Below are 19,034 nucleotides of genomic sequence, written 5' to 3' on the forward strand. Positions count from 1 at the left end.
GACAGTCGCGGATCGGGCGGGGGCCGAGGCCCTGGGGCCCCTGCATCGGAAAGCGGCACTGGTCGCCCGCGATCACTCTCGGTTACAATAGCTCCTTCATGCCGGAGGCCGGCAGTAAGGGGCGCGCGCCGTCGACAGTCTGCTGGGGGAGCGCGGGGGCCGGCGCGCCGGCCGAATCTCCACGAAGCGCTCCCCAGCGCCCTCGGCCGGTGGGTCCCGCTTCTCCGCCCCGAAGAGGCTCTCCATGGATCGCAAGGCTGAAGAGATTGGTGGCCTGGGAAAGTGTTGCAAGAGGTCGTAGCGACCCGCTATGTCACGCCCCTGCGTGAAGGCGGCTCGCTCCCCGGGATCGTCGAGGCCGACGATCTCGGTACGTACGTCATGAAGTTCACCGGTGCGGGGCAGGGGCGCAAGACGCTCGTCGCCGAGGTCATCTGCGGGGAGCTCGGCCGTCGGCTGGGGCTGCGGGTGCCGGAGCTGGCGGCCATGGAGCTCGACCCGGTCATCGGACTCGCCGAGCCCGACGAGGAGGTGCAGGAGCTGCTCCGGGCGAGCGGCGGGCTGAACCTCGGGATGGACTACCTGCCCGGCTCGCTCGGGTTCGATCCGCTCGCCTACGAGGTCGGAGCGGCCGAGGCCGGGCGGATCGTCTGGTTCGACGCGCTGATCAACAACGTCGACCGGTCCTGGCGCAACCCCAACATGCTCGTCTGGCACGGGGACCTCTGGCTCATCGACCACGGCGCCACCATGATCTGGCACCACAACTGGCCGGGCGCCGCAGCCTCCGCCGCCAAGCCGTACAACGCCTCCGACCACGTGCTGGCCCCCTTCGCACCGGACATCGCGGCCGCGGCCGCCGAACTCGCCCCCCTGGTCACCGAGGAGCTGCTCACCGAGGTGGCCGCCGACGTGCCGGACGCCTGGCTGGCCGACGAGCCCGGTTTCGGGTCCACCGACGAACTGCGCCGGGCCTACGTCGCCCCGCTGCTCGCGCGGGCCGCCGGCATCCACGAGCGGATCACCCTGGACGCGCCGACGGCGACCAGGCCCTCGCAGGCGCCGGGCTGGCTCACCGACCACGCCGCGCCCTGGCCGCACCCCACGAAGAAGGACCGGGCGGCCACCGGCGCCGGCGGCGGCGGGGAGGACCGGCGATGAGCTCGCGTGACGTCTTCGAGTACGCCCTCCTGCGCGTCGTCCCCCGGGTCGAGCGCGGGGAGTGCTTCAACGCCGGGGTGCTGGTGTACTGCCGGGCCCGGTCGTTCGTCGCCGCCCGTACGCATCTCGACGAGCAGAAGCTCAGGGCGCTGGACCCGCACGCCGACGTCGTCGGCGTGCGGGCCGCCCTGCGCGCCGTCGAAGGGGTCTGCGGCGGCGGCGAAGGCGCCGGTCAGGCGGCGGGCGACGAGGCCGGGCGGCGGTTCCGCTGGCTGATCGCCCCGCGCTCCACCGTCGTCCAGCCCGGCGCCGTGCACAGCGGCCTCACCGCCGACCCGGCCGACGAGGTCGAGCGGCTGCTCGACCTGCTGGTGCGCTGACCGGCGCGGACGACCGCCCGCCCCTCCGCACACCGCGGTCCGGCCCGCGGTGTGCGGAGAGGCCGGGCGGGCGCCCGGCGGGCGGCCGCGCCGGGTGTGACGTGCGGCCCGTGAGGCCGTGGGCCGTTGACACCGGGTGCCAGGGCTTCTAGCGTCTCGTCTGCTGAAGGTACTAAGCGGTTGCTCAGTCATCGGGGGCCTGGTTCCGGGAGGAAACGCCCCGACGTCCGCTGAGCCGCGATCCAAGGGCGAGGAGAACCAAGCATGTCCATCACCGAGCAGCGTGTGGCCATCGTGACAGGAGCGGCGCGGGGCATCGGCGCCGCCACCGCGGTACGTCTCGCGGCCGAGGGCCGCGCCGTCGCCGTGCTCGACCTCGACGAGTCGGCCTGCAAGGACACCGTCGAGAAGATCACCGCCGGCGGGGGCACCGCGCTCGCCGTCGGCTGCGACGTCTCGGACGCCGGTCAGGTGGAGGCCGCCGTGGCGCGGGTCGCCACCGAGCTGGGCGCGCCGACGATCCTCGTCAACAACGCGGGCGTGCTCCGCGACAACCTGCTGTTCAAGATGAGCGAGTCCGACTGGGACCTCGTGATGAACGTGCACCTCAAGGGCGCGTTCCTCATGGCGAAGGCCGTGCAGGCGCACATGGTCGAGGCCAAGTTCGGACGTATCGTCTCGCTCTCCTCCTCCTCCGCCCTCGGCAACCGCGGTCAGGCCAACTACTCCGCGGTCAAGGCGGGGCTCCAGGGCCTCACCAAGACGTTGGCCAAGGAGCTCGGCAAGTTCGGCGTCACGGCCAACGCCGTTGCCCCCGGCTTCATCGTCACCGAGATGACCGCGCAGACCGCCGAGCGCGTCGGCATGGGCTTCGAGGAGTTCCAGGCGGCGGCCGCCACCCAGATCCCGGTCCAGCGTGTGGGCCGCCCCGAGGACGTCGCGAACGCCATCGCCTTCTTCGCGGGCGACGACGCGGGCTTCGTCTCCGGCCAGGTCATGTACGTGGCCGGCGGCCCCCTCAACTGACGCGAAGGACGGCGGACGACATGACGGTGCAGGACAGCGGAAAGGTCGCCCTGATCACGGGTGCGAGCCGGGGCATCGGCTACGGCATCGCCGAGGCTCTCGTCGCCCGCGGCGACCGGGTGGTCATCACGGGGCGGGGCGAGGAGGCCCTGCGGGAAGCTGTGGAGAAGCTCGGCCCCGACCGGGCGACCGGCATCGCGGGCAAGGCGCACGACGAGGCGCACCAGGCGGCGGCCGTCGCGTGCGCGATGGAGGAGTACGGCCGGATCGACTACCTGGTGAACAACGCCGGGACGAACCCGGTCTTCGGCCCCATCGCGGAGCTCGACCTCGCCGTCGCCCGCAAGGTGTACGAGACCAACGTGGTCTCGGCGCTCGGCTTCGCGCAGCAGACCTGGAAGGCCTGGCAGAAGGAGAACGGCGGGGCGATCGTGAACATCGCCTCGGTCGCCGGCGTCTCCGCCTCGCCGTTCATCGGCGCGTACGGCATGAGCAAGGCGGCGATGATCAACCTGACTCTTCAGCTGGCGCACGAGTTCGCCCCGGCCGTCCGGGTCAACGCGATCGCCCCCGCCGTGGTCAAGACCAAGTTCGCCGTGGCCATTTACGAGGGCCGGGAAGCGGAGGCGGCCGCGTCCTACCCCCTGGGCAGGCTCGGCGTGCCGCAGGACATCGGAGGTGCGGCGGCCTTCCTCACCTCCGCGCAGTCGGACTGGATCACCGGGCAGACCCTGGTGGTCGACGGAGGAATCTTCCTGAAAGCCGGTGTGGGCTGAGCGGCCTGCGCCGGTTTGGCCCTGATTGACTCAAGTGCCCTGCCGGGCCCACGGATTGACCCGGCGGGGCGCTGCGGTATGGTCTGCCGACCCATGGCTGATCGAGGAGCGTGCGCGTGTTCTACCGGGCCAGTCTGCAGGCTGCTGCAGCCCTAGCTTCCCTTTCTCTGCTGGCCGGCTGCGGTCTCCTCTCCGACAGTGGATCGGAGGCGGACCAGAAGATAACCGTCGGGACGACCAGCTCCCCGTCCACCCTCGATCCGGCGGCGGCCTGGGACAACTCCTGGGAGCTGATGCGGAACGTCTACCAGACCCTGGTGAGCTACCCCACGGGGAGCACGAGCCCCGAGCCGGACGCCGCCGAGTCCTGCGAGTTCACCGATGCCACGAGCATGGCCTACCGGTGCGAGCTGAAGCGGGGCCTGAAGTTCTCCAACGGTGAGAAGCTCGACGCCGAGGCGGTGAAGTACTCGATCGACCGCATCGTGGACATCGACTTCAAGGGCGGACCGGCCGGGATGCTCGGATCGCTGGACCGGGTCGAGGCCAAGGGCGACGACACGGTCGTCTTCCACCTGAACAAGTCCGACGCCACGTTCCCGTTCATCCTGGCCACGCCCGCCATGTCGATCGTCGCCCCCGGCGACTACCCCAAGGACAAGATCCGCGAGGGCGTCCAGGTGACCGGCTCCGGCCCCTACCTCCTGGAGGCCTACAAGGCCGGGGACGTCGCTGAGCTGAAGAAGAACCCCGGCTACAAGGGCTTCGCCAACCGGAAGAACAACGCGGTCACCATCCGTTACTTCGGGAAGTCCGCGGAGATGGTGGAAGCCCTCAGGGCCAAGAAGATCGACGCCACCTACCGGGGTCTGACCGCAGAGGAGGTCGTCAGCCTGGAGGACGGGAAGGACGGGAACTCCGGTCTCCAGGTCGTCGAGTCCGTCGGAGCCGACATCCGCTTCCTCGTCTTCAACCCGAAGGACCCGGCTGCCGCGAACCCGGCCGTCCGCAAGGCCGTCGCGCACGTCGTGGACCGCGACGCCCTGGTCGCCAAGGTCTACCGGGGCACGGCCGAGCCCCTCTACTCCATGATCCCCAAGGGCATCGCGGGACACACCACGAGCTTCTTCGACACCTTCGGCGACCCGGACGTGAAGAAGGCGAAGAACATCCTCACCGAGGCCGGCATCACCGAGCCCGTGAAGATGACCTTCTGGTACACCACCGACCGGTACGGCTCCTCCACGCAGCCCGAGTTCGAGGAGATCGAGCGACAGCTGGAGGCCTCCGAGCTGTTCGACATCACGCTGAAGGGCGAGCCCTGGACGGTGTTCCAGGAAGGCTTCAACGACGGCGAGTACCCCGTGTTCGGCCGCGGCTGGTTCCCGGACTTCCCGGACCCGGACAACTTCGTCGCCCCGTTCGTCGGCAAGGAGAGCGTCACCGGCACCCCGTACGTCAACAAGGAGATCACCCAGCAGCTCATCCCGTCCTCGCGGCAGGAGAGCGACCGGGGAGCGGTGAACCAGCACTTCGAGCGGGCCCAGGAGATCCTCGTCGAGGACGTGCGCCTGCTGCCGCTGTGGCAGGGCAAGCTGTACATCGCCGCGGGCGAGGACATCGGCGGCGGCGAGCGCGCACTCGACCCGCAGACCGTCATGCAGATGTGGGAGCTCTACCGCAAGGCCAGCTGGTAGGCATCCCGGGGCCCGTTGTCAGTGGCGCCCGGTAGGTTCGGGACCAAGATCCTGTTGCTCACCGGAGGTTGTGGACGTGACCGATATCGACCTGCTGCCCGAGTCCTGGCGCGGCGTCCTCGGCGAAGAACTGCGAAAGCCCTATGTGAAGGAGCTGGCGGACTTCGTGGAGGAGGAGCGGGCCAAGGGGCCGGTGTACCCCCCGCGTGAGCAGGTCTTCGCCGCGCTGGACGCCACGCCCTACGACCGGGTGAAGGTCCTCGTCCTCGGCCAGGACCCCTATCACGGCCCGGGCCAGGGGCACGGGCTGTGCTTCTCCGTGCGGCCCGGCGTGAAGACGCCCCCCTCCCTGCGCAACATCTACAAGGAGATGAACCAGGAGCTCGGCCTGCCGGTCCCGGACAACGGCTATCTGATGCCGTGGGCCGAGCAGGGCGTCCTCCTGCTCAACGCGGTGCTCACCGTCCGGGGCGGCGAGGCCAACTCCCACAAGGGCAAGGGCTGGGAGAAGATCACCGACGCGGTGATCCGCGCCGTCTCATCACGGCCCGACCCCGCGGTCTTCGTGCTCTGGGGGAACTACGCCCAGAAGAAGCTGCCCCTGATCGACGAGGAGCGTCACGTCGTCGTCAAGGGCGCCCACCCCTCGCCGCTCTCCGCGAAGAGGTTCTTCGGCTCCCGTCCCTTCACCCAGATCAACGAGGCCGTGGCCGCCCAGGGCCACGAGCCGATCGACTGGCGCATCCCCGACCTCGGCTGACGGGCCCCGAAGCCCACGCCCGTGCGGTGGTCCGCCCGTGTCTGAGCGGCAAAGCGCCCGCCCGGCGCTAGCGTCGAAGCGACCGCAACCGCAGCACGGGCGTGAGGAGACCACAGTGGTGGAGCAGCGGGAGGCGTCGCAGGACGCAGTCATGACCAGGATCGGCCAGGCGATCATGCTGCTCCACGGGGGCGACCGCGAGGAGGCCCGCAACCGCCTGGGCCTCCTCTGGTCGGAGCTCGGAGCGGAGGGCGGCGCGCTGCACCGCTGCACCCTCGCGCACTACATGGCCGACACCCAGGACGACCCGGGTGACGAGCTGGCCTGGGATCTGCGCGCCCTGACAGCCGCCGAGGGACTGGACGACGAGCGGGCGGCCGACGGGCCGGCCGGCGCCTCGACGGCGGGCTGCGGGCCCGGCGGGCCGGAGGGCGAGCGGGCCGGGGCCTGCGGGCCGGACGCCCCCCAGACCGACGGTGCCTGCGGGGAGCGGGCGCAGGAGCACCGGGACGCCTCGGCGGTCCGGGCGTTCTACCCCTCCCTCCATCTCAACCTCGCTGCCGACTACCTCAAGCTCCAGCGCCCCGAAGCGGCCCGCACCCACCTTCAGCGGGCCCGCGCCGCCGCCGAAGCGCTCGCGGACGACGGGTACGGCGGCGGGGTCCGCGCCGCCATCGACCGACTGGAGCTCCGTATGCGGCAGGGGTGACCCGGGGCCGCGTCGCGCCCCTGGGGGAGCCCTCCGCGCGTCAGCGCCCGTACGCCTCCTCGCAGATGCGGGCCTCCCTGCTCCCGGCGGGCCAGCGGCCGTACCCCCGGCCGAGCGCGCAGACGTCCACGCCGCCGCCCGGCACGCGCGGCACGGCGGAAACCGCGTCGGCGGCGGACGGGAGGCCAGGGGCCCGGGGCGCCGCCCGCCGCGGCGGGCGCGGGCGAGGCCGGGGCTCAGGCGACGACGCTGCCCGCCGTGCGGCCGAAGGGGCGGCGGAGCGGGACCGCTCAGGGGCGGGGGAGGCGGGCCGGGCGGCGGACGGACTAGGGTCCGCCACCACGTCGAGCGCCTCGCGCGCCGGCGGCTGCACGATCTGCGGGGAGACGTCGTGGACGGGCCCGGGCCCCGGACGCGGAGAAGGGCCGGCCGAAGGCTCCACCGACACGCAGCCGGAGAGGGTCGCGACCGCCGCCCCGACCAGAAGTCCCATGGTGATTCTCATGTGCTGCACCCGGACAACTCTGCGGCGCGGCGGACCCCTGGCGGAGGCGGTGGACGAGGAATGGCCCGCACGAGTGACCCGGTCAGCTCTGCGCCCGGGCCGCGCGCCTCCGCCGGACGGCGACGGTGCACCCGAACGAGGGTCATGGCCGACGCCGCCCGCCGTCACGGACGCCCGTCGGACGCGCCGCAGAAGAGCGGGCAGCGTCGGTCCCGGCGGGCTGAGGAAGGGCGGCAGCGAAGACGTATGCTGCCGTGGCGGGAAGAGCGGAGCGTCATGGCGACAGGGAGACCCTCGTGAAGATCGGTTGCATCGGGCTCGGCGACATCGCGCAGAAGGCGTATCTGCCGGTTCTCAGCGCCGTCCCGGGGGCCGAACTGCATCTCCAGACCCGGACCCCCGCCACGCTCCACGCGGTCGGCGACGCCCACCGCGTTCCGGTCGGCGCACGGCACACGACCCTCGACTCACTGCTCGCCCAAGGGCTGGACGCGGCCCTCGTGCACGCCCCGACCGCCGTCCACCCGCAGATCGTCGAACGCCTGCTCGACGCGGGCGTCGCCACCTATGTCGACAAGCCGATCGCCTACGAGTTCGCCGAGTCCGAGCGGCTGGTGGCCCTCGCTGAGGAGCGCGGGACCAGCCTCGCCGTCGGCTTCAACCGCCGGTTCGCCCCCGACTACGCGCAGTGCGCGGACCACCCGCGCGAGCTGATCCTGATGCAGAAGAACCGGGTGGGGCTGCCGGAGGACCCGCGCTCCATGATCCTGGACGACTTCGTCCACGTCGTCGACACCCTGCGCTTCCTGCTCCCTGGGCCGGTCGACCACACCACCGTGCGCGCCCGGACCGTGGACGGTCTGACGCACCACGTGGTGCTCCAGCTGTCCGGCGACGGCTTCACCGCGATCGGCATGATGAACCGGCTGAACGGATCGACCGAGGAGATCCTGGAGGTCTCCGGGCAGGACGCCAAACGCCAGGTCCTCAACCTCGCGGACGTCGTCGACCACGCGGGCCGGCCTTCGGTGCGACGACGCGGGGACTGGGTGCCGGTGGCCCGCCAGCGCGGCATCGAGGGCTGCGTCCACGCCTTCCTCGACGCCGTGCGCCGGGGCGAGCAGCTCAGCGCCCGGGACGCCCTGGCGACCCATGAGCTGTGCGAGCGGGTGGTCCGGGAGGCGCTGGAGCAGGCTTCCTGAGCGCCCGCGCCCCCTCGGCGGCGCACAGCGCGGCCAGCGCGGCCAGCGCGCCGTACACCGGCCAGGCGCCGAAGCGCCCGTAGACCGTGGAGCCGCGCGCCAGCGGTACGTCGAACACGCCGGCCGCTCGGGTGTCCGTACCGAGCGGCCGGCCCAGCGGTTCTCCCCGGGGCCCGTAGGCCGCGCTGACGCCGGTGAGCGTCGCGTGGACCGTGGAACGGCCGTTCTCCGCGGCCCGCAGCGCCGCCAGCGAGGCGTGCTGGGCCGGGGCCCAGCTGTCCTGGAACGTGGACGTGGCGGACTGGGCGACGATCACCTGCGCACCGTCGCGCACCAGCCGCCTGCTCATGTCGGGAAACGCCGACTCGAAGCAGACCAGCGGGCCGATCCGCAGGCCCTGCCCGCCGTCCGGCAGCGCCATCACCACCGGGCGGTCGCCGCGCAGCCGGTCCTCGTCCGCCGCCCGGCCCACGGAGGCAGCCCACCCCAGCAGGCCGCGGGCCGGGACGTACTCGCCGAACGGGACCAGCCGCATCTTGTCGTAACGGTCGCCGGTGGGCCCGCCCGGCCCGACGAGCACCGCCGACTTGAAGATCCCCGAGCGCCCGGAGCCGTCCGTCTGCCGGGCGTCCACATTGACCAGCAGGTGCGCCCCGGTCTGCCGGGACAGCTCCGCCAGCCGCCGAACGGTCCTCGGGTCCTCCCACACGCCGGCGCCGATGCCGCTCTCGCCCCACACCACGAGGTCCACGCCCCGGCCCTCCAGCGAGCGCGTCAGCTCCGCCCCCCGCTCGAAACGTCGCGCGACGCTGCCCGGCCCCTCGACGACGCCAGGCTGGACCACGGCGATCCTGACCGTGTCCGTGGTCTGCGGCCGCGGGGCCCAGGCCCAGACCGCCGTGACCGCGAGCGCGCACACCGCCAGTGCGGCCGCGGCGGTCGCCCGGGCGGCGGACGCGGTCAGCAGCACGACGCCGGTGTTCACCGCCAGCACCAGCAGGCTCACCAGCCACACCCCGCCGACCGAGGCCACCCGCAGCGCGGGAGCGACCTCCCACTGGCTCGCGCCGAGGAGCCCCCAGGGCCCGCCGAGCCCCTCCCAGGACCGGATCAGCTCGATCACCAGCCATCCGGAGGGCACGACGACCACAGCGGCGACAGCCCGCAGCGCACCGGGGCGGCCGCCGAGCAGCCGGAAGACGAGCAGCCCCCAAGGAGCCCAGAGCAGCCCGAACAGCGCGGCCAGCAGGAGGATGAAGACGTGGAGGTTCGGCATCAGCCAGTGGTGCACGGCGATCACGAAGCCCGCCCCGCCGATCCAGCCGTCGAGGGCCGCCCGACGGGCCGTGTCCGCGCTGCGGATCAGCAGCAGCCAGGGGACCAGCGCGACGTAGGCGAACCACCAGAGCCCGGGGGCGGGGAAGGCGAGCGCCGGCAGCGCCCCGGCGAGCAGCGCCAGGGCGGCCCGCCCCCAGCGGGAGCCGAGCAGCCCGCTGAAGGCGCGGCGGGGTCCGCCGGCCGCGGCCCGTGCGGAGCCGGAGCGCCCGGTCGGCTTCCGGTCGCGCGGACCGGTGGGGGAGCGTCCGCCCCAGATCCGCATGCCGTGCCCTCCTTGGTCCCGAGCGGGCGGGCGGGTGCCGTCGCCGGTGCGCCCCTGTCTGTTCAGTGTGGGGGGCGGGGCGCGAGTCGGACACAGGACGCGGCCGCTCAGGGGGGTGTGATCGACGGGGGGCCGGCCGGTGCGCCGTGCGCCCGGCGCCACTTCTCGTGGACGGTGACCTTCGAGATGAGCCAGCCCGGGTCCACGCGCCGCAGTTCGAAGGTGCAGCGTCCGCCGGCCCCCGTTCCCTCACCCCGGGGCCGGAGTCCCGCGGTCCGGCCGCCCGCGTGCCCACGCCCTCGGCCGGGGCCGGGCACATCGGACTGAGGTAGTCGGCCCGCACCTCCGCCCGGTCGCCCGGGTAGCCGCCCAGATCCTCCAGGTCGATGCGGCGGTTGACGATCAGATGCTGGCGGACGGGGAAGCGTCGCCGACTCTCCGCGAGCCACCGCGCGATCTCCTCCGCAGGCCCCTCGGCCCCGCCCGCCTCCCGGTAGTCCGCGCGGCCGCCGGGGGCGAACAGGGCTCCGTAGTCCGACCAGGCCCCGTCGTCCACGGCCACCGCGTACCCGGTGATCACCGCATCGATGGCAAGCCGGTCCAGTACGGTCGCGAGTGCCACACGCTGTGTCATCGGGCAAGTCTCGGTCACGGCGCCCGCCCGGCCAAGGGGCCCGCGCCGCGGGTGGGGCGAGGAGACGGCGGAAGCGGCGACCGCGGCCCGGTCAGCAGGGAACGACGGCGACCGGCCCCAGCGCGTGTGTGACCGTCGTCTGCGCCACCGGGGACAGCCCCAGCCCGAGCGACTCGCCGCCCCTCCGGCGGCCGATCACCGTGAGGCCCGCCGTGGCCGACGCGGTGACCAGGGTCCGCGAGGCGGAGCCGTTGACCGGCTCGCGCACGATCTCCACCCGCGGATATCTCTCGTGCCAGCCCGATGTCAGCTCCGCCAGGGTCCGGGCGGCCGAGTCCGCCGCCTCCTCCCGGTCCAGGACCGGGCCGCCTGCGAGCATCGAGGAGAACATGGTCCAGCCGTGCACGATCCGCAGCCGCGCGCCCGGCCGGGAGGCGGCGGTGGCGAAGGCGAACTCCAGGACCGCCTCACTGCTCTCGTCGGCGGCCACTCCCGCGACGATGTCGGTGAACACCTCCGCGCCCCCGGGCTGGTCGTCCTCCTCCGGCCGGCCGTCCTGCACGACGACGACCGGACAGCTCGCCATCGACGCGGTGGCGAGGCTGTTGGAACCGACCATCAGGGAACGGAAGCCGCCGAGTCCCCGCGAGCCCACCACGATCATCGACGCGTCCCGCCCCAGCGAGACCAGCGCCGCCGACGGGAAGTCCAGCGGCGCCAGCGTCGAGGCCCGCACCCCCGGAGCGATCGAAGCACTGCGGCGTACGGATGTGGCCAGCAGTTCGTCCGCCTCGCGCCGCCGGGCCTCCTCGTCGCCCTGCCGGGTGAGCGGCAGGACATGGACGATCAGCAGCGGCAGCTCCCGCCGCGCAGCTTCATGGGTGGCCCAGTCAAGGGCCTGGCGGCTGTGCGTGGAGCCGTCGACGGCGGCGATCACGGGAAGATCAGTAGGGGTCATGGCTGCGAGCGTACGTCGTTGTACGGGTGGCCTGTCAGTCGTGGTTGTGGGTGGAGGAAGTGTCCTTCGGAGGAGCGTGGCGTCCGCCGTCGCTGCCGCTGACCAGCACCGCGACGAGGGCGACGAGCGTCCCCGCCACGGCGAGCCGGCCGCCCAGCCGCAGAGCCCACCCCGTCCGCGACCGGACGGTGGCCTCCGGTCGCCCGGGCATCTTCTCGGAGCGCCGGGCGGGCCGCAGCAGTCGTACGAGCAGCAGGGCGGCGATCGGGAGCTGGAGCAGCCAGACGCTGGTGCGGAACCAACCGTCGTACCAGACGTTCGTCCCGTACAGCAGGGTGTGCCAGACGCTGAGGACGTAGACGACGATCACTGACCGGTGCAGCGTGCGCCAGGTGCGGGGGCCGATACGGTGGCGTGCGTAGAAGAGCAGACCGAGGGGGATCGCGAGGTAGAGGGCCGCCTGGCCGATGGGGATGGCGATCCGCCCGGTCCCCGAGTCGTAACCGCCGGGGACGAAGGCCTCGACGAAGGCGGTGGCCACGGCCGAGTTCCAGGCGGCAGTGTCGTGCCGGACCAGCTCGGCGGCGAAGAACAGGCCGTGCGCCGCGGTCAGCGCGATGGTGTTGAGGCTCGTGGTGCGGTGCAGGCGCTCCAGCCGGGGGTGCGACAGCGGGAGGCGGCTCGGCCGGGGCCCGGAGAGCAGCAGCCCCAAAACGACCGTCCCCCAGGCCCACGCCAGTGCGGACCAGCCGAACGCCTGGCTGAGGAAGTACATCCAGAAGCCGCCCGCATCCGCCATGAAGGGCATCACGGTGACCGTGGAGGAGGTCTTGTTCCGGATACGGACGTAGAGCAGGACGAAGATCGCCGCGGTGACGACGAGCGCCACCAGGCCGTCGGGCCAGGAGGCGCGGAGATCGGAGCGGAGCGTCGGCCGCGGCTGCCGTGCGGACCGGTGCCCGGGGGGCCGGCCGTCCGCCGGCTGTGCGGCTGCGGGGGAGTGCGGGGACGGGGCAGGTGCTCCTGGCGTCTCGGCGGCCGCTTCCGGTTCGGGGGCGGGGGACGGATTCGTCATGCGGCCTCTTCGGGGGGCGTCGGCTGGCGGGGGAAGGGGCATCGGGTCGGCGGCAGGGCGCCAGGCCGGTGCCGAGGGGGCGGACGGGGTGACGGGCCCGGTGCGTGCGGACGCGGCGGCTGGGGCCACGCAGCGCGCACAGACGCGTTGTTGGAGCAGTCGGGCGGGGAGCGAGGGAAGTTCCCGACGTCTTCGTGTGAGGTGAATCACTGCCTGACGCATTGGTTCAGACCAGGAGCAACCCGGTCGTTTCGGCGACGGGCGGTCTTCTCGCCGGGGTGGGTACGGCTGGCACGATGACCGCCATGGGGGCCGGAACCGCACTCCGACTCGGGCGCGCCGCGCTGTTCGCGGTCGTGTGCGTCGCCGTGTCCGGGCTCGGCCACGCGGTGATGTCCGGCGCGCCCCTGCCGTTCCTCGCCCAGGCCGCCGCCCTGGTGCCGGCGGGCGGAGCGGGATGGTGGCTCGCGGCGCGGGAGCGGAGTGCTCCGGTGACCGTCGCGGCCCACGGGATGGGCCAGTCGGGGCTGCACGTCCTCTTCACCGTCGTCGGCGCCTGCCTGCCGCCCGACTCGGGCGCGCACCACGCGGGCGGGGGCCATGCGCCCCCCGGCGCGGCGCACCACGCCGTCCGCGAGGCGGCGGCAGGCGGCTCGCCGGACCTGTCGGCCGCCTTCGACGGCACGGCGTCCACGACGGGTATGGCCGCGGCGCACGCGCTGGCCGGGCTGGTCTGCGGCTGGTGGCTGTGGCGCGGCGAAGTCGCCGCCGTCCGGCTGGGCCGCGGTCTGGCCCTGACCGTGCGGGCCCCGCTGCACACGGCCCTGGGCCTGTGGTCCGCGCGGCCGCCCGCTGTGCCGCCGTCCGCCCGACGGCGCACCCGACGCCGCCCCGGTCGACGCCCCCAGGACCTCCTCGCGCTGCACGCCATCTCCCGGCGCGGGCCGCCCGTCGTCCTCCGTCTCCCCTGAACCCCGCCCGCCCTCCAGGCTGTCGCACGCCGGTCGGCGGTACGGGTGTGCGCGCCCGCGTACACCCCGGACAGGCATGCCGGTCCCCCCGGAACGCCGCACGGGCCCACCGGGGGCCGGTCACCGGAGCCGCGCGGCCGTCGCCCCGGCTCCGCGAGGACGCGAAGGACTGCTGTGACTCTCTCTGCCCCCGCATGGCCCACCCCTCTCCCGCCCGCTCCCGCGCGGCCGGTGGTCGCGTTACCCGCTCCCGCGCCGCCGCCCCCGTCGCCGGCGGCCCCCGCGCCCCGCGACTGCGCCCCCGCCCACCGGCCTCCCGCCTCCCGCCCGGCCACCGCCCGGCCGCCTCGCCCCCGGGGCTCCTCTGCGCGGCAGAACGACGGGCAGATCACCGACTGGGCCCTGGCCGCGGGCGGCGGGGACCGAGAGGCCGCCGAGCGCTTCGTCCGGGCGACCTACGACGACGTCCGCCGGTTCGTCGCCTACCTCAGCGCCGACGTCCCGGGCGCCGACGACCTGGCCCAGGAGACCTATCTGCGGGCGCTCGGCGGGCTGGCCCGGTTCGCCGGGCGCTCCTGCGCGCGGACCTGGCTGCTGTCCATCGCCCGGCGCGTGGTCATCGACCGGCACCGCACAGCCGCCGCACGCCCCCGGACCGCCGACACGGCGGACTGGCAGAGCGCGGTGGAACGGACGCAGCCCCGCCATCTGCCCGGCTTCGAGGAGTCCGTCGCGGTGCTGGACGCCCTGCGGCGGCTGGAACCGGCGCGCCGCCAGGCCTTCGTCCTCACCCAGCTGCTGGGGGCCTCGTACGAGGAGGCCGCGGCGGCGGCCGGATGCCCCATCGGCACGGTGCGCTCCCGGGTGGCCCGCGCCCGGCGCGAACTGGCCGGGCAGTGGCGCACGGACCACCCCGTCGGCGGCGGCCGGGCGGCGGGGCCCGCCGCGGACCGCTGAGACGGCACGTCCGGGCCGGGCCGCACCGCGTCGTCCCGGCCGAGCACCCGACTCTAGGGGGCGCCCCTCCGGGGCCCCGGACGGCTCCGGGCGGCGCGGCGGCGGAGCAGCAGCACCGGCAGAAGCAGGCACTGGAGGCAGAGAGCCGCCCAGAACGCCCGCGCAGAGCCCGCCGCCTCCGCCGCCCCGTACAACTGGCCCCCGGCCACCCCGCTGACGAACGCGCCGAGGCCCGCCGCCAGTCGCTGACGCCCGAACACGGCGGCCGGCAAGGAGGAGCCCGCACGGGCCAGCGCCTCCAGATCGTTCTTCAGGAAGAGCACGATCTCCCCCAGGCACAGCAGCACCGCGCCCGCCGCGATCCCCACGTGACCGCCGCCGGCGATCGCCGCCATGCCCGCCGCCATCGCGCCGAAGCCCCACCGCAGCGCGCGCGGATGGCTCAGCGCGGAGACCCGCTCCGCCAGCAGTGGCTGGGCGACGACCAGGAGGGCCGCGTACCCCGTCAGGACCGCCCCGTAGAAGCCCGCCGACGTCCGGGGGACGGCGTACAGCGCCAGGTAGTGCTGGAAGAACATGAACGCGTACACGCTCACCGCGGTCGCCAGGAAGGGTGAGGGGCCCGGGGGAGGCGCCGCGGCGTCCCGGACCGGGGCGACGGGGGGCGGCGGAGCGGGCGGCTGGCCCGCCGCGCTGCGGGGCAGGAGCGCGTGAGCGGCCCCGACGAGGGCGAAGAGCACGGTGACGCAGGAGAACAGCACGCCGGGGGAGCCCATCACGAGCGGCGCGGCGGCCGCCGGGCCCAGCGCCATGCCGGCGTTGAACGCGGAACCGCTCGCCGACAGCAGTCGCGGGCGCTGTGCCTCGGCCGCCCCGTCCACCAGGTACGCCTTGTTCGCCGGCAGGTACAGCGCGGCCCCGGCCGACACCAACAGCAGCGCCCCCACAGCGAGTACGGGACTCCTCAGGCCGGGGACGAACGCGGCGAACCCCGCCGTGCGCAGCGCCAGCGCCAGCAGCATCGAGCGCCGCAGTCCGATCCGCCCGGTCACCGGGCCCGCGACCGCGCCCCCGGCGAACTGGATCAGCGAGGCCACGGCCAGCACGAGACCGACCGTGCCGATCCCGAGGCCCAGCCGCTGGTGCAGCAGCACCGACATGTAGGGCAGCACCGCGAAACTGCCCAGCGTGATCAGGAACGAGCCCGCCAGCAGGAACCGCTGAGGTCCGCTCATCGGTCGGCGCACGGCCCGTTCACGCCCCTTCCCGCCGGCCGGAGGCCCTCCGGCGAGCGGAAGGGGGCGCTGCCGGGCGCCGGGGCGGCCGCCCGCCCGGAGCGGCCTCACCTGCCCGGGCTCACGGCGTCGCGGCGAGCACCGGGCGGACCCGCACGGCCGCGCTCCACGCCCGGTGCTGGGCGAGCTCCGCCGTCCGGCCCTCGGCCAGCACCAGGCCCGTGCAGCCCCGCTGGTCGCCCACATGGGCCACGGTCTCCCCGGGCTCGCGGGTGGGGTACCACTCCACCGGACCGGGGAAGGCGGCGAGCTCGTCGAGACCCGTCCAGCCCTTCAGCACCCCGGGCCCGTCCGCGTACACCAGGACGAAACCGTACGCGGGTCCCTCCGCGTCGAGCGGGGCGTCCAGCAGCGCCGGGCGGCGGCCGAGCGCCTCGTCCATCATCGCCGTGTAGACATTGGTCCCCAGAGTGCGGCACAGCACCTCGCCGACCAGCGCGCCGCCGATCCGGCGGTTGATCTCCACCAGTTCCGGGCCGTCCGACGTCCAGACGAACTCCACGTGCGCAAAGCCCCTGCGGTGCCCGGCGGTCTCCAGGACCCGCCCCGCCCAGGCCGCGACCCCGGCCCGGTCCCCGTCCGGCAGAGCCACCGGGAACGCCGCCGCCTCCTCGCGCGCCACCGCCGCCCGGGAGGTCTGGCGGCTCATCACCCCGAGCAGCCGGGTGGTCCCGTCCCAGCTCAGGGTCTCCGCGCTGTACAGCGGGCCGGCCAGGAACGCCTCGGCGAACAGTGTGCCCGTCAGACGCTGCCGCCCGGCCTCCGCCAGCGCGCGGTGCAACGCCTCCTCGTCGCGCACGATCCACACATGGCGCGACGAGGTGCCCGCCGAGTCCTTGAGGACCGCCGGCAGCCCGACGGCCCGCAGTACCTCCCCGGCGGCCTCGGGGCCCTCTGGCACGGCCACAGCTCCGGACCGGCTCAGCCCGTGCGCGTGCAGCGCCTGACGCACCCGGAGCTTGTCCCGCAGCAGCTCCACGGCCTGCGGGGACGGCCCCGGGAGCCCGAGCTCTGCGGCCAGCGACGCGGCAGGCAGACTCCAGGTGTCCGTCGTGTTGATCAGCCCGGCCAGACCGGGCACGGCGGCCAGCGCCCGCCGTGCGGCCTCCCGGTCATGGGTGTCGACCTCGACGACGGTCAGCGCGTCCGGTGGCAGGGTCGCCAGCTCGTGCCGGTACACCGAGCGGTCGCCGGTCAGCAGGCACAGCCGGTGGCCCGCCCCCTCCGCGGCCCGGGCCATCCGGCCCAGACCGAAGGACAGGGACTCCAGTGCGGCGATCGTCATGGCAGCAGCTCCACGGTCGGTACGGCGAAGGGGGCGTCCTCGGCGGCGGGTCGGGCGGCCTCGGGAGCGGAGCGCCCGGCCCACTCCATGACCGACCACGGAGGGCGCAGGGCGTCGAGCGCGGCGATGGTCCGCGGCCGCAGTCCGGCGGGGTCCAGGGCCTCGGAGTGCCGGGCGAACACCCGCTCCGCGTACCGGTGTCCGGTGTCCGCGCCCAGCACCAGGTGCAGGCGCCCGGGGTCGCGGGCCGCCTCCCAGGCAGCCGCCAGATGGGCCGCCCCGGTGGACAGGCCGGCGAACACCGCGTGCTCCCGCAGCAGCCCCACCGCGCCGGCCATCGCATGGCGGAAGTCCATCCAGTGGACGGTGTCGTACAACGCGTGGTGGACGTTGCCGAAGGGAATGGAGCTGCCGATGCCCGCGATGATCGCCTCCGGGTCGGTGAACTGCTCGCTGCCGAAGGTGACGCTGCCGAACGGCTGGACGCCCACCAGCCGCACCGGCCGCCCCGACTCCCGCAGGGCGCGGGCCAGTCCACCGGTGGAGGCCCCCGTGCCCACCGCCCCCACCACGGTCAGCGGGCCCTCGGGCAGCGCGTCGGTGAGCAGCTCCGCGAACTCCCGGTAGCCCTCGTGGTGGATCGCGTCGTGGTACTGCCGCATCCAGTGGACGTCGGGCCGCTCGGCCAGCAGCCGCCGCACGTGACGCACCCGCAGCTCCTGGTCCAACTGCAGACTCGACGACGGGGGCATCGCGTCCACCGTCGCGCCGAGGATCTCCAACTGCGCCCGCAGAGTGGCGTCGACGGTGGTGGACGCGACGATGTGGCAGCGCAGTCCGTAACGGTGGCAGGCCATCGCGAGCGCCAGCGCGTAGATCCCGCTGGAGCTGTCGACGAGGGTCTGCCCCGGGGCCACCCGGCCCCGGCGCAGCAGCGAGCGGACCGCGCCGAGCGCCGCGTACACCTTCATCGTCTCGAAGCGGGCGAGGACGACGTCACCGTTCAGCCGGATCAGGTCCGGGGCCTTCACGGCATCGGTGATGTGCTCGTGGACCGGCGCGGCGGCGGAGCGCGGACCGGCGTCCGCCCCGGCCCTCACGAGCGCCGCCCGCGGACGATGAGCCGGTTTGACCGCTGGTCGTAGCCGGACCCGTCGAATCCGCCGAAGCACTCCACCCCGGTGAAGCCGGCGCTCTCGAAGAGGGCGTGCAGCTCGGCCGCCGAGTAGAGCCAGGAGGTGATGGACGCCGTACGGGCAGAGGCCCCGCTCACCAGCGTCCAGTCCGTGCGCAGTCGCCGCCAGCTGTCCAGGACGGTGTCGCGCTGGACGACGTACGAACCGTCCGGCAGGTCGACGGCCTTCGGCCGCCCGATCCAACCCGCCAGAACCTCCTTGCCCATCACGTCCACCAGGAGCAGCCCGCCCGGGGCGAGACTGTCGTGGGCGTTGCGGAGCACCTGGAGGTTGTCCTTCGCGGCCTCGAAGTAGCCGAACGACGTGAACACGTTCAGCACCACGTCGAAGGCCCCCGGCTCCGTGTACGTGAGCATGTCGGCCCGCTCCAGCCGCGCAGGGGCGCCCGCCGCCTTGCAGGCGGCGCGGGCCGCGTCGAGCATCGTGGGCGACAGGTCGACGCCCGTCACGTCGTACCCCCGGCCGGCCAGCGGCACCACGAAGAGCCCCGGCCCGCAGCACAGGTCCAGCACCCGGGAGCCCGGTGGGAAGTCCAGCAGGGGGGACGAGGCGACCAAGGCGGCTGCGGACTCGGCCCGCGCCGGCGGGAACATCGTGGGGGCGAAATCGGACCAGAGCGCGTCGTCCTCGTACCAGTGCATGCCTCGCGGCCTCCTCCCGGCCCCGAGGGCCCTGGGACCTGACGTCCGGACGGCGCCGGGCGCTTCTCGCGCGTCCGGCGTCTCCTGAGTAGTCGGCCGGCCCGGGCGGGTAGTTCCCGCGCTTCCGGGGCGGTTCGCGGCCCTTGCACCGCCCGGAGCGGCATCCCTCACCGACGTCCGACGGACGTTGTGCAGTCGACGTAACC

At 74.0% G+C, this 19,034-nt stretch carries 17 protein-coding genes and 1 pseudogene; 10 read left to right on the forward strand and 8 right to left on the reverse strand.

Annotated features, from left to right (window positions below):
- The first annotated feature begins 282 nt into the window (after positions 1-282).
- From V9U70_RS11990 to V9U70_RS12025, 8 genes are all read left to right on the forward strand, one after another.
- Positions 283-1,161 (forward strand): HipA family kinase, encoded by an 879-nt coding sequence (locus tag V9U70_RS11990; RefSeq protein ID WP_336674617.1) that lies wholly within the window; start codon positions 283-285, stop codon positions 1,159-1,161.
- A complete protein-coding gene (locus V9U70_RS11995; protein WP_336674619.1) occupies positions 1,158-1,541 on the forward strand; it encodes a DUF3037 domain-containing protein in 384 nt (127 codons plus the stop codon). Before V9U70_RS11990 ends, V9U70_RS11995 begins: the two co-directional genes overlap by 4 nt.
- Before the next feature lie 264 nt (positions 1,542-1,805).
- The gene (gene fabG / locus V9U70_RS12000) at positions 1,806-2,567 is read left to right on the forward strand and encodes a 3-oxoacyl-ACP reductase FabG (protein ID WP_336674621.1); all 762 of its coding nucleotides are present in this window, start codon (positions 1,806-1,808) and stop codon (positions 2,565-2,567) included.
- A gap of 20 nt (positions 2,568-2,587) precedes the next feature.
- Entirely contained in the window at positions 2,588-3,343 is a 756-nt protein-coding gene (locus tag V9U70_RS12005; RefSeq protein WP_336674623.1) for an SDR family oxidoreductase, read from the forward strand.
- Between the two features lie 116 nt (positions 3,344-3,459).
- Entirely contained in the window at positions 3,460-5,040 is a 1,581-nt protein-coding gene (locus V9U70_RS12010; RefSeq protein WP_336674625.1) for an ABC transporter substrate-binding protein, read from the forward strand.
- 76 nt (positions 5,041-5,116) lie between these two features.
- Positions 5,117-5,800 (forward strand): uracil-DNA glycosylase, encoded by a 684-nt coding sequence (locus V9U70_RS12015; RefSeq protein ID WP_336674627.1) that lies wholly within the window; start codon positions 5,117-5,119, stop codon positions 5,798-5,800.
- Between the two features lie 118 nt (positions 5,801-5,918).
- Positions 5,919-6,509 (forward strand): hypothetical protein, encoded by a 591-nt coding sequence (locus V9U70_RS12020; RefSeq protein ID WP_336674968.1) that lies wholly within the window; start codon positions 5,919-5,921, stop codon positions 6,507-6,509.
- An 801-nt stretch (positions 6,510-7,310) separates the two neighbouring features.
- Positions 7,311-8,216 (forward strand): Gfo/Idh/MocA family protein, encoded by a 906-nt coding sequence (locus tag V9U70_RS12025; protein ID WP_336674629.1) that lies wholly within the window; start codon positions 7,311-7,313, stop codon positions 8,214-8,216.
- Here the strand turns inward: V9U70_RS12025 and lnt are convergent.
- The 4 genes and pseudogenes from lnt to V9U70_RS12045 form a co-directional block, all read right to left on the reverse strand.
- Positions 8,140-9,816 (reverse strand): apolipoprotein N-acyltransferase, encoded by a 1,677-nt coding sequence (gene lnt, locus V9U70_RS12030; RefSeq protein ID WP_336674631.1) that lies wholly within the window; start codon positions 9,814-9,816, stop codon positions 8,140-8,142. The genes V9U70_RS12025 and lnt overlap by 77 nt on opposite strands.
- 107 nt (positions 9,817-9,923) lie before the next feature.
- Positions 9,924-10,450, reverse strand: a pseudogene (locus V9U70_RS12035) (nuclear transport factor 2 family protein).
- Between the two features lie 91 nt (positions 10,451-10,541).
- A complete protein-coding gene (locus tag V9U70_RS12040) occupies positions 10,542-11,408 on the reverse strand; it encodes a universal stress protein (protein WP_336674633.1) in 867 nt (288 codons plus the stop codon).
- 34 nt (positions 11,409-11,442) lie between these two features.
- On the reverse strand, positions 11,443-12,483 hold the full coding sequence (locus V9U70_RS12045) for a ferric reductase-like transmembrane domain-containing protein (protein WP_336674634.1): 1,041 nt from the start codon (positions 12,481-12,483) through the stop codon (positions 11,443-11,445).
- 305 nt (positions 12,484-12,788) lie between these two features.
- Between V9U70_RS12045 and V9U70_RS12050 the strand changes: the two genes are divergently transcribed.
- Positions 12,789-13,454 (forward strand): hypothetical protein, encoded by a 666-nt coding sequence (locus V9U70_RS12050; RefSeq protein WP_336674635.1) that lies wholly within the window; start codon positions 12,789-12,791, stop codon positions 13,452-13,454.
- A 387-nt stretch (positions 13,455-13,841) separates the two neighbouring features.
- Positions 13,842-14,411, forward strand: coding sequence for a sigma-70 family RNA polymerase sigma factor (locus V9U70_RS12055; RefSeq protein ID WP_336674970.1), 570 nt, complete (start codon positions 13,842-13,844; stop codon positions 14,409-14,411).
- Between the two features lie 53 nt (positions 14,412-14,464).
- On the opposite strand, the gene V9U70_RS12060 is transcribed toward V9U70_RS12055, so the two are convergent.
- Genes V9U70_RS12060 through V9U70_RS12075 form a run of 4 tightly spaced genes read right to left on the reverse strand, consistent with a single transcriptional unit; the run spans position 14,465 to position 18,828 of the window.
- A complete protein-coding gene (locus V9U70_RS12060; RefSeq protein WP_419723968.1) occupies positions 14,465-15,757 on the reverse strand; it encodes an MFS transporter in 1,293 nt (430 codons plus the stop codon).
- Between the two features lie 10 nt (positions 15,758-15,767).
- Positions 15,768-16,991 (reverse strand): ATP-grasp domain-containing protein, encoded by a 1,224-nt coding sequence (locus V9U70_RS12065; protein ID WP_336674638.1) that lies wholly within the window; start codon positions 16,989-16,991, stop codon positions 15,768-15,770.
- Entirely contained in the window at positions 16,988-18,091 is a 1,104-nt protein-coding gene (locus tag V9U70_RS12070) for a pyridoxal-phosphate dependent enzyme (protein WP_336674639.1), read from the reverse strand. Before V9U70_RS12070 ends, V9U70_RS12065 begins: the two co-directional genes overlap by 4 nt.
- A complete protein-coding gene (locus tag V9U70_RS12075) occupies positions 18,088-18,828 on the reverse strand; it encodes a class I SAM-dependent methyltransferase (protein WP_336674640.1) in 741 nt (246 codons plus the stop codon). Before V9U70_RS12075 ends, V9U70_RS12070 begins: the two co-directional genes overlap by 4 nt.
- Positions 18,829-19,034: the final 206 nt, after the last annotated feature.

It is taken from the genome of Streptomyces pratensis (assembly GCF_037137275.1).
GTDB lineage: Bacteria > Actinomycetota > Actinomycetes > Streptomycetales > Streptomycetaceae > Streptomyces > Streptomyces pratensis_B.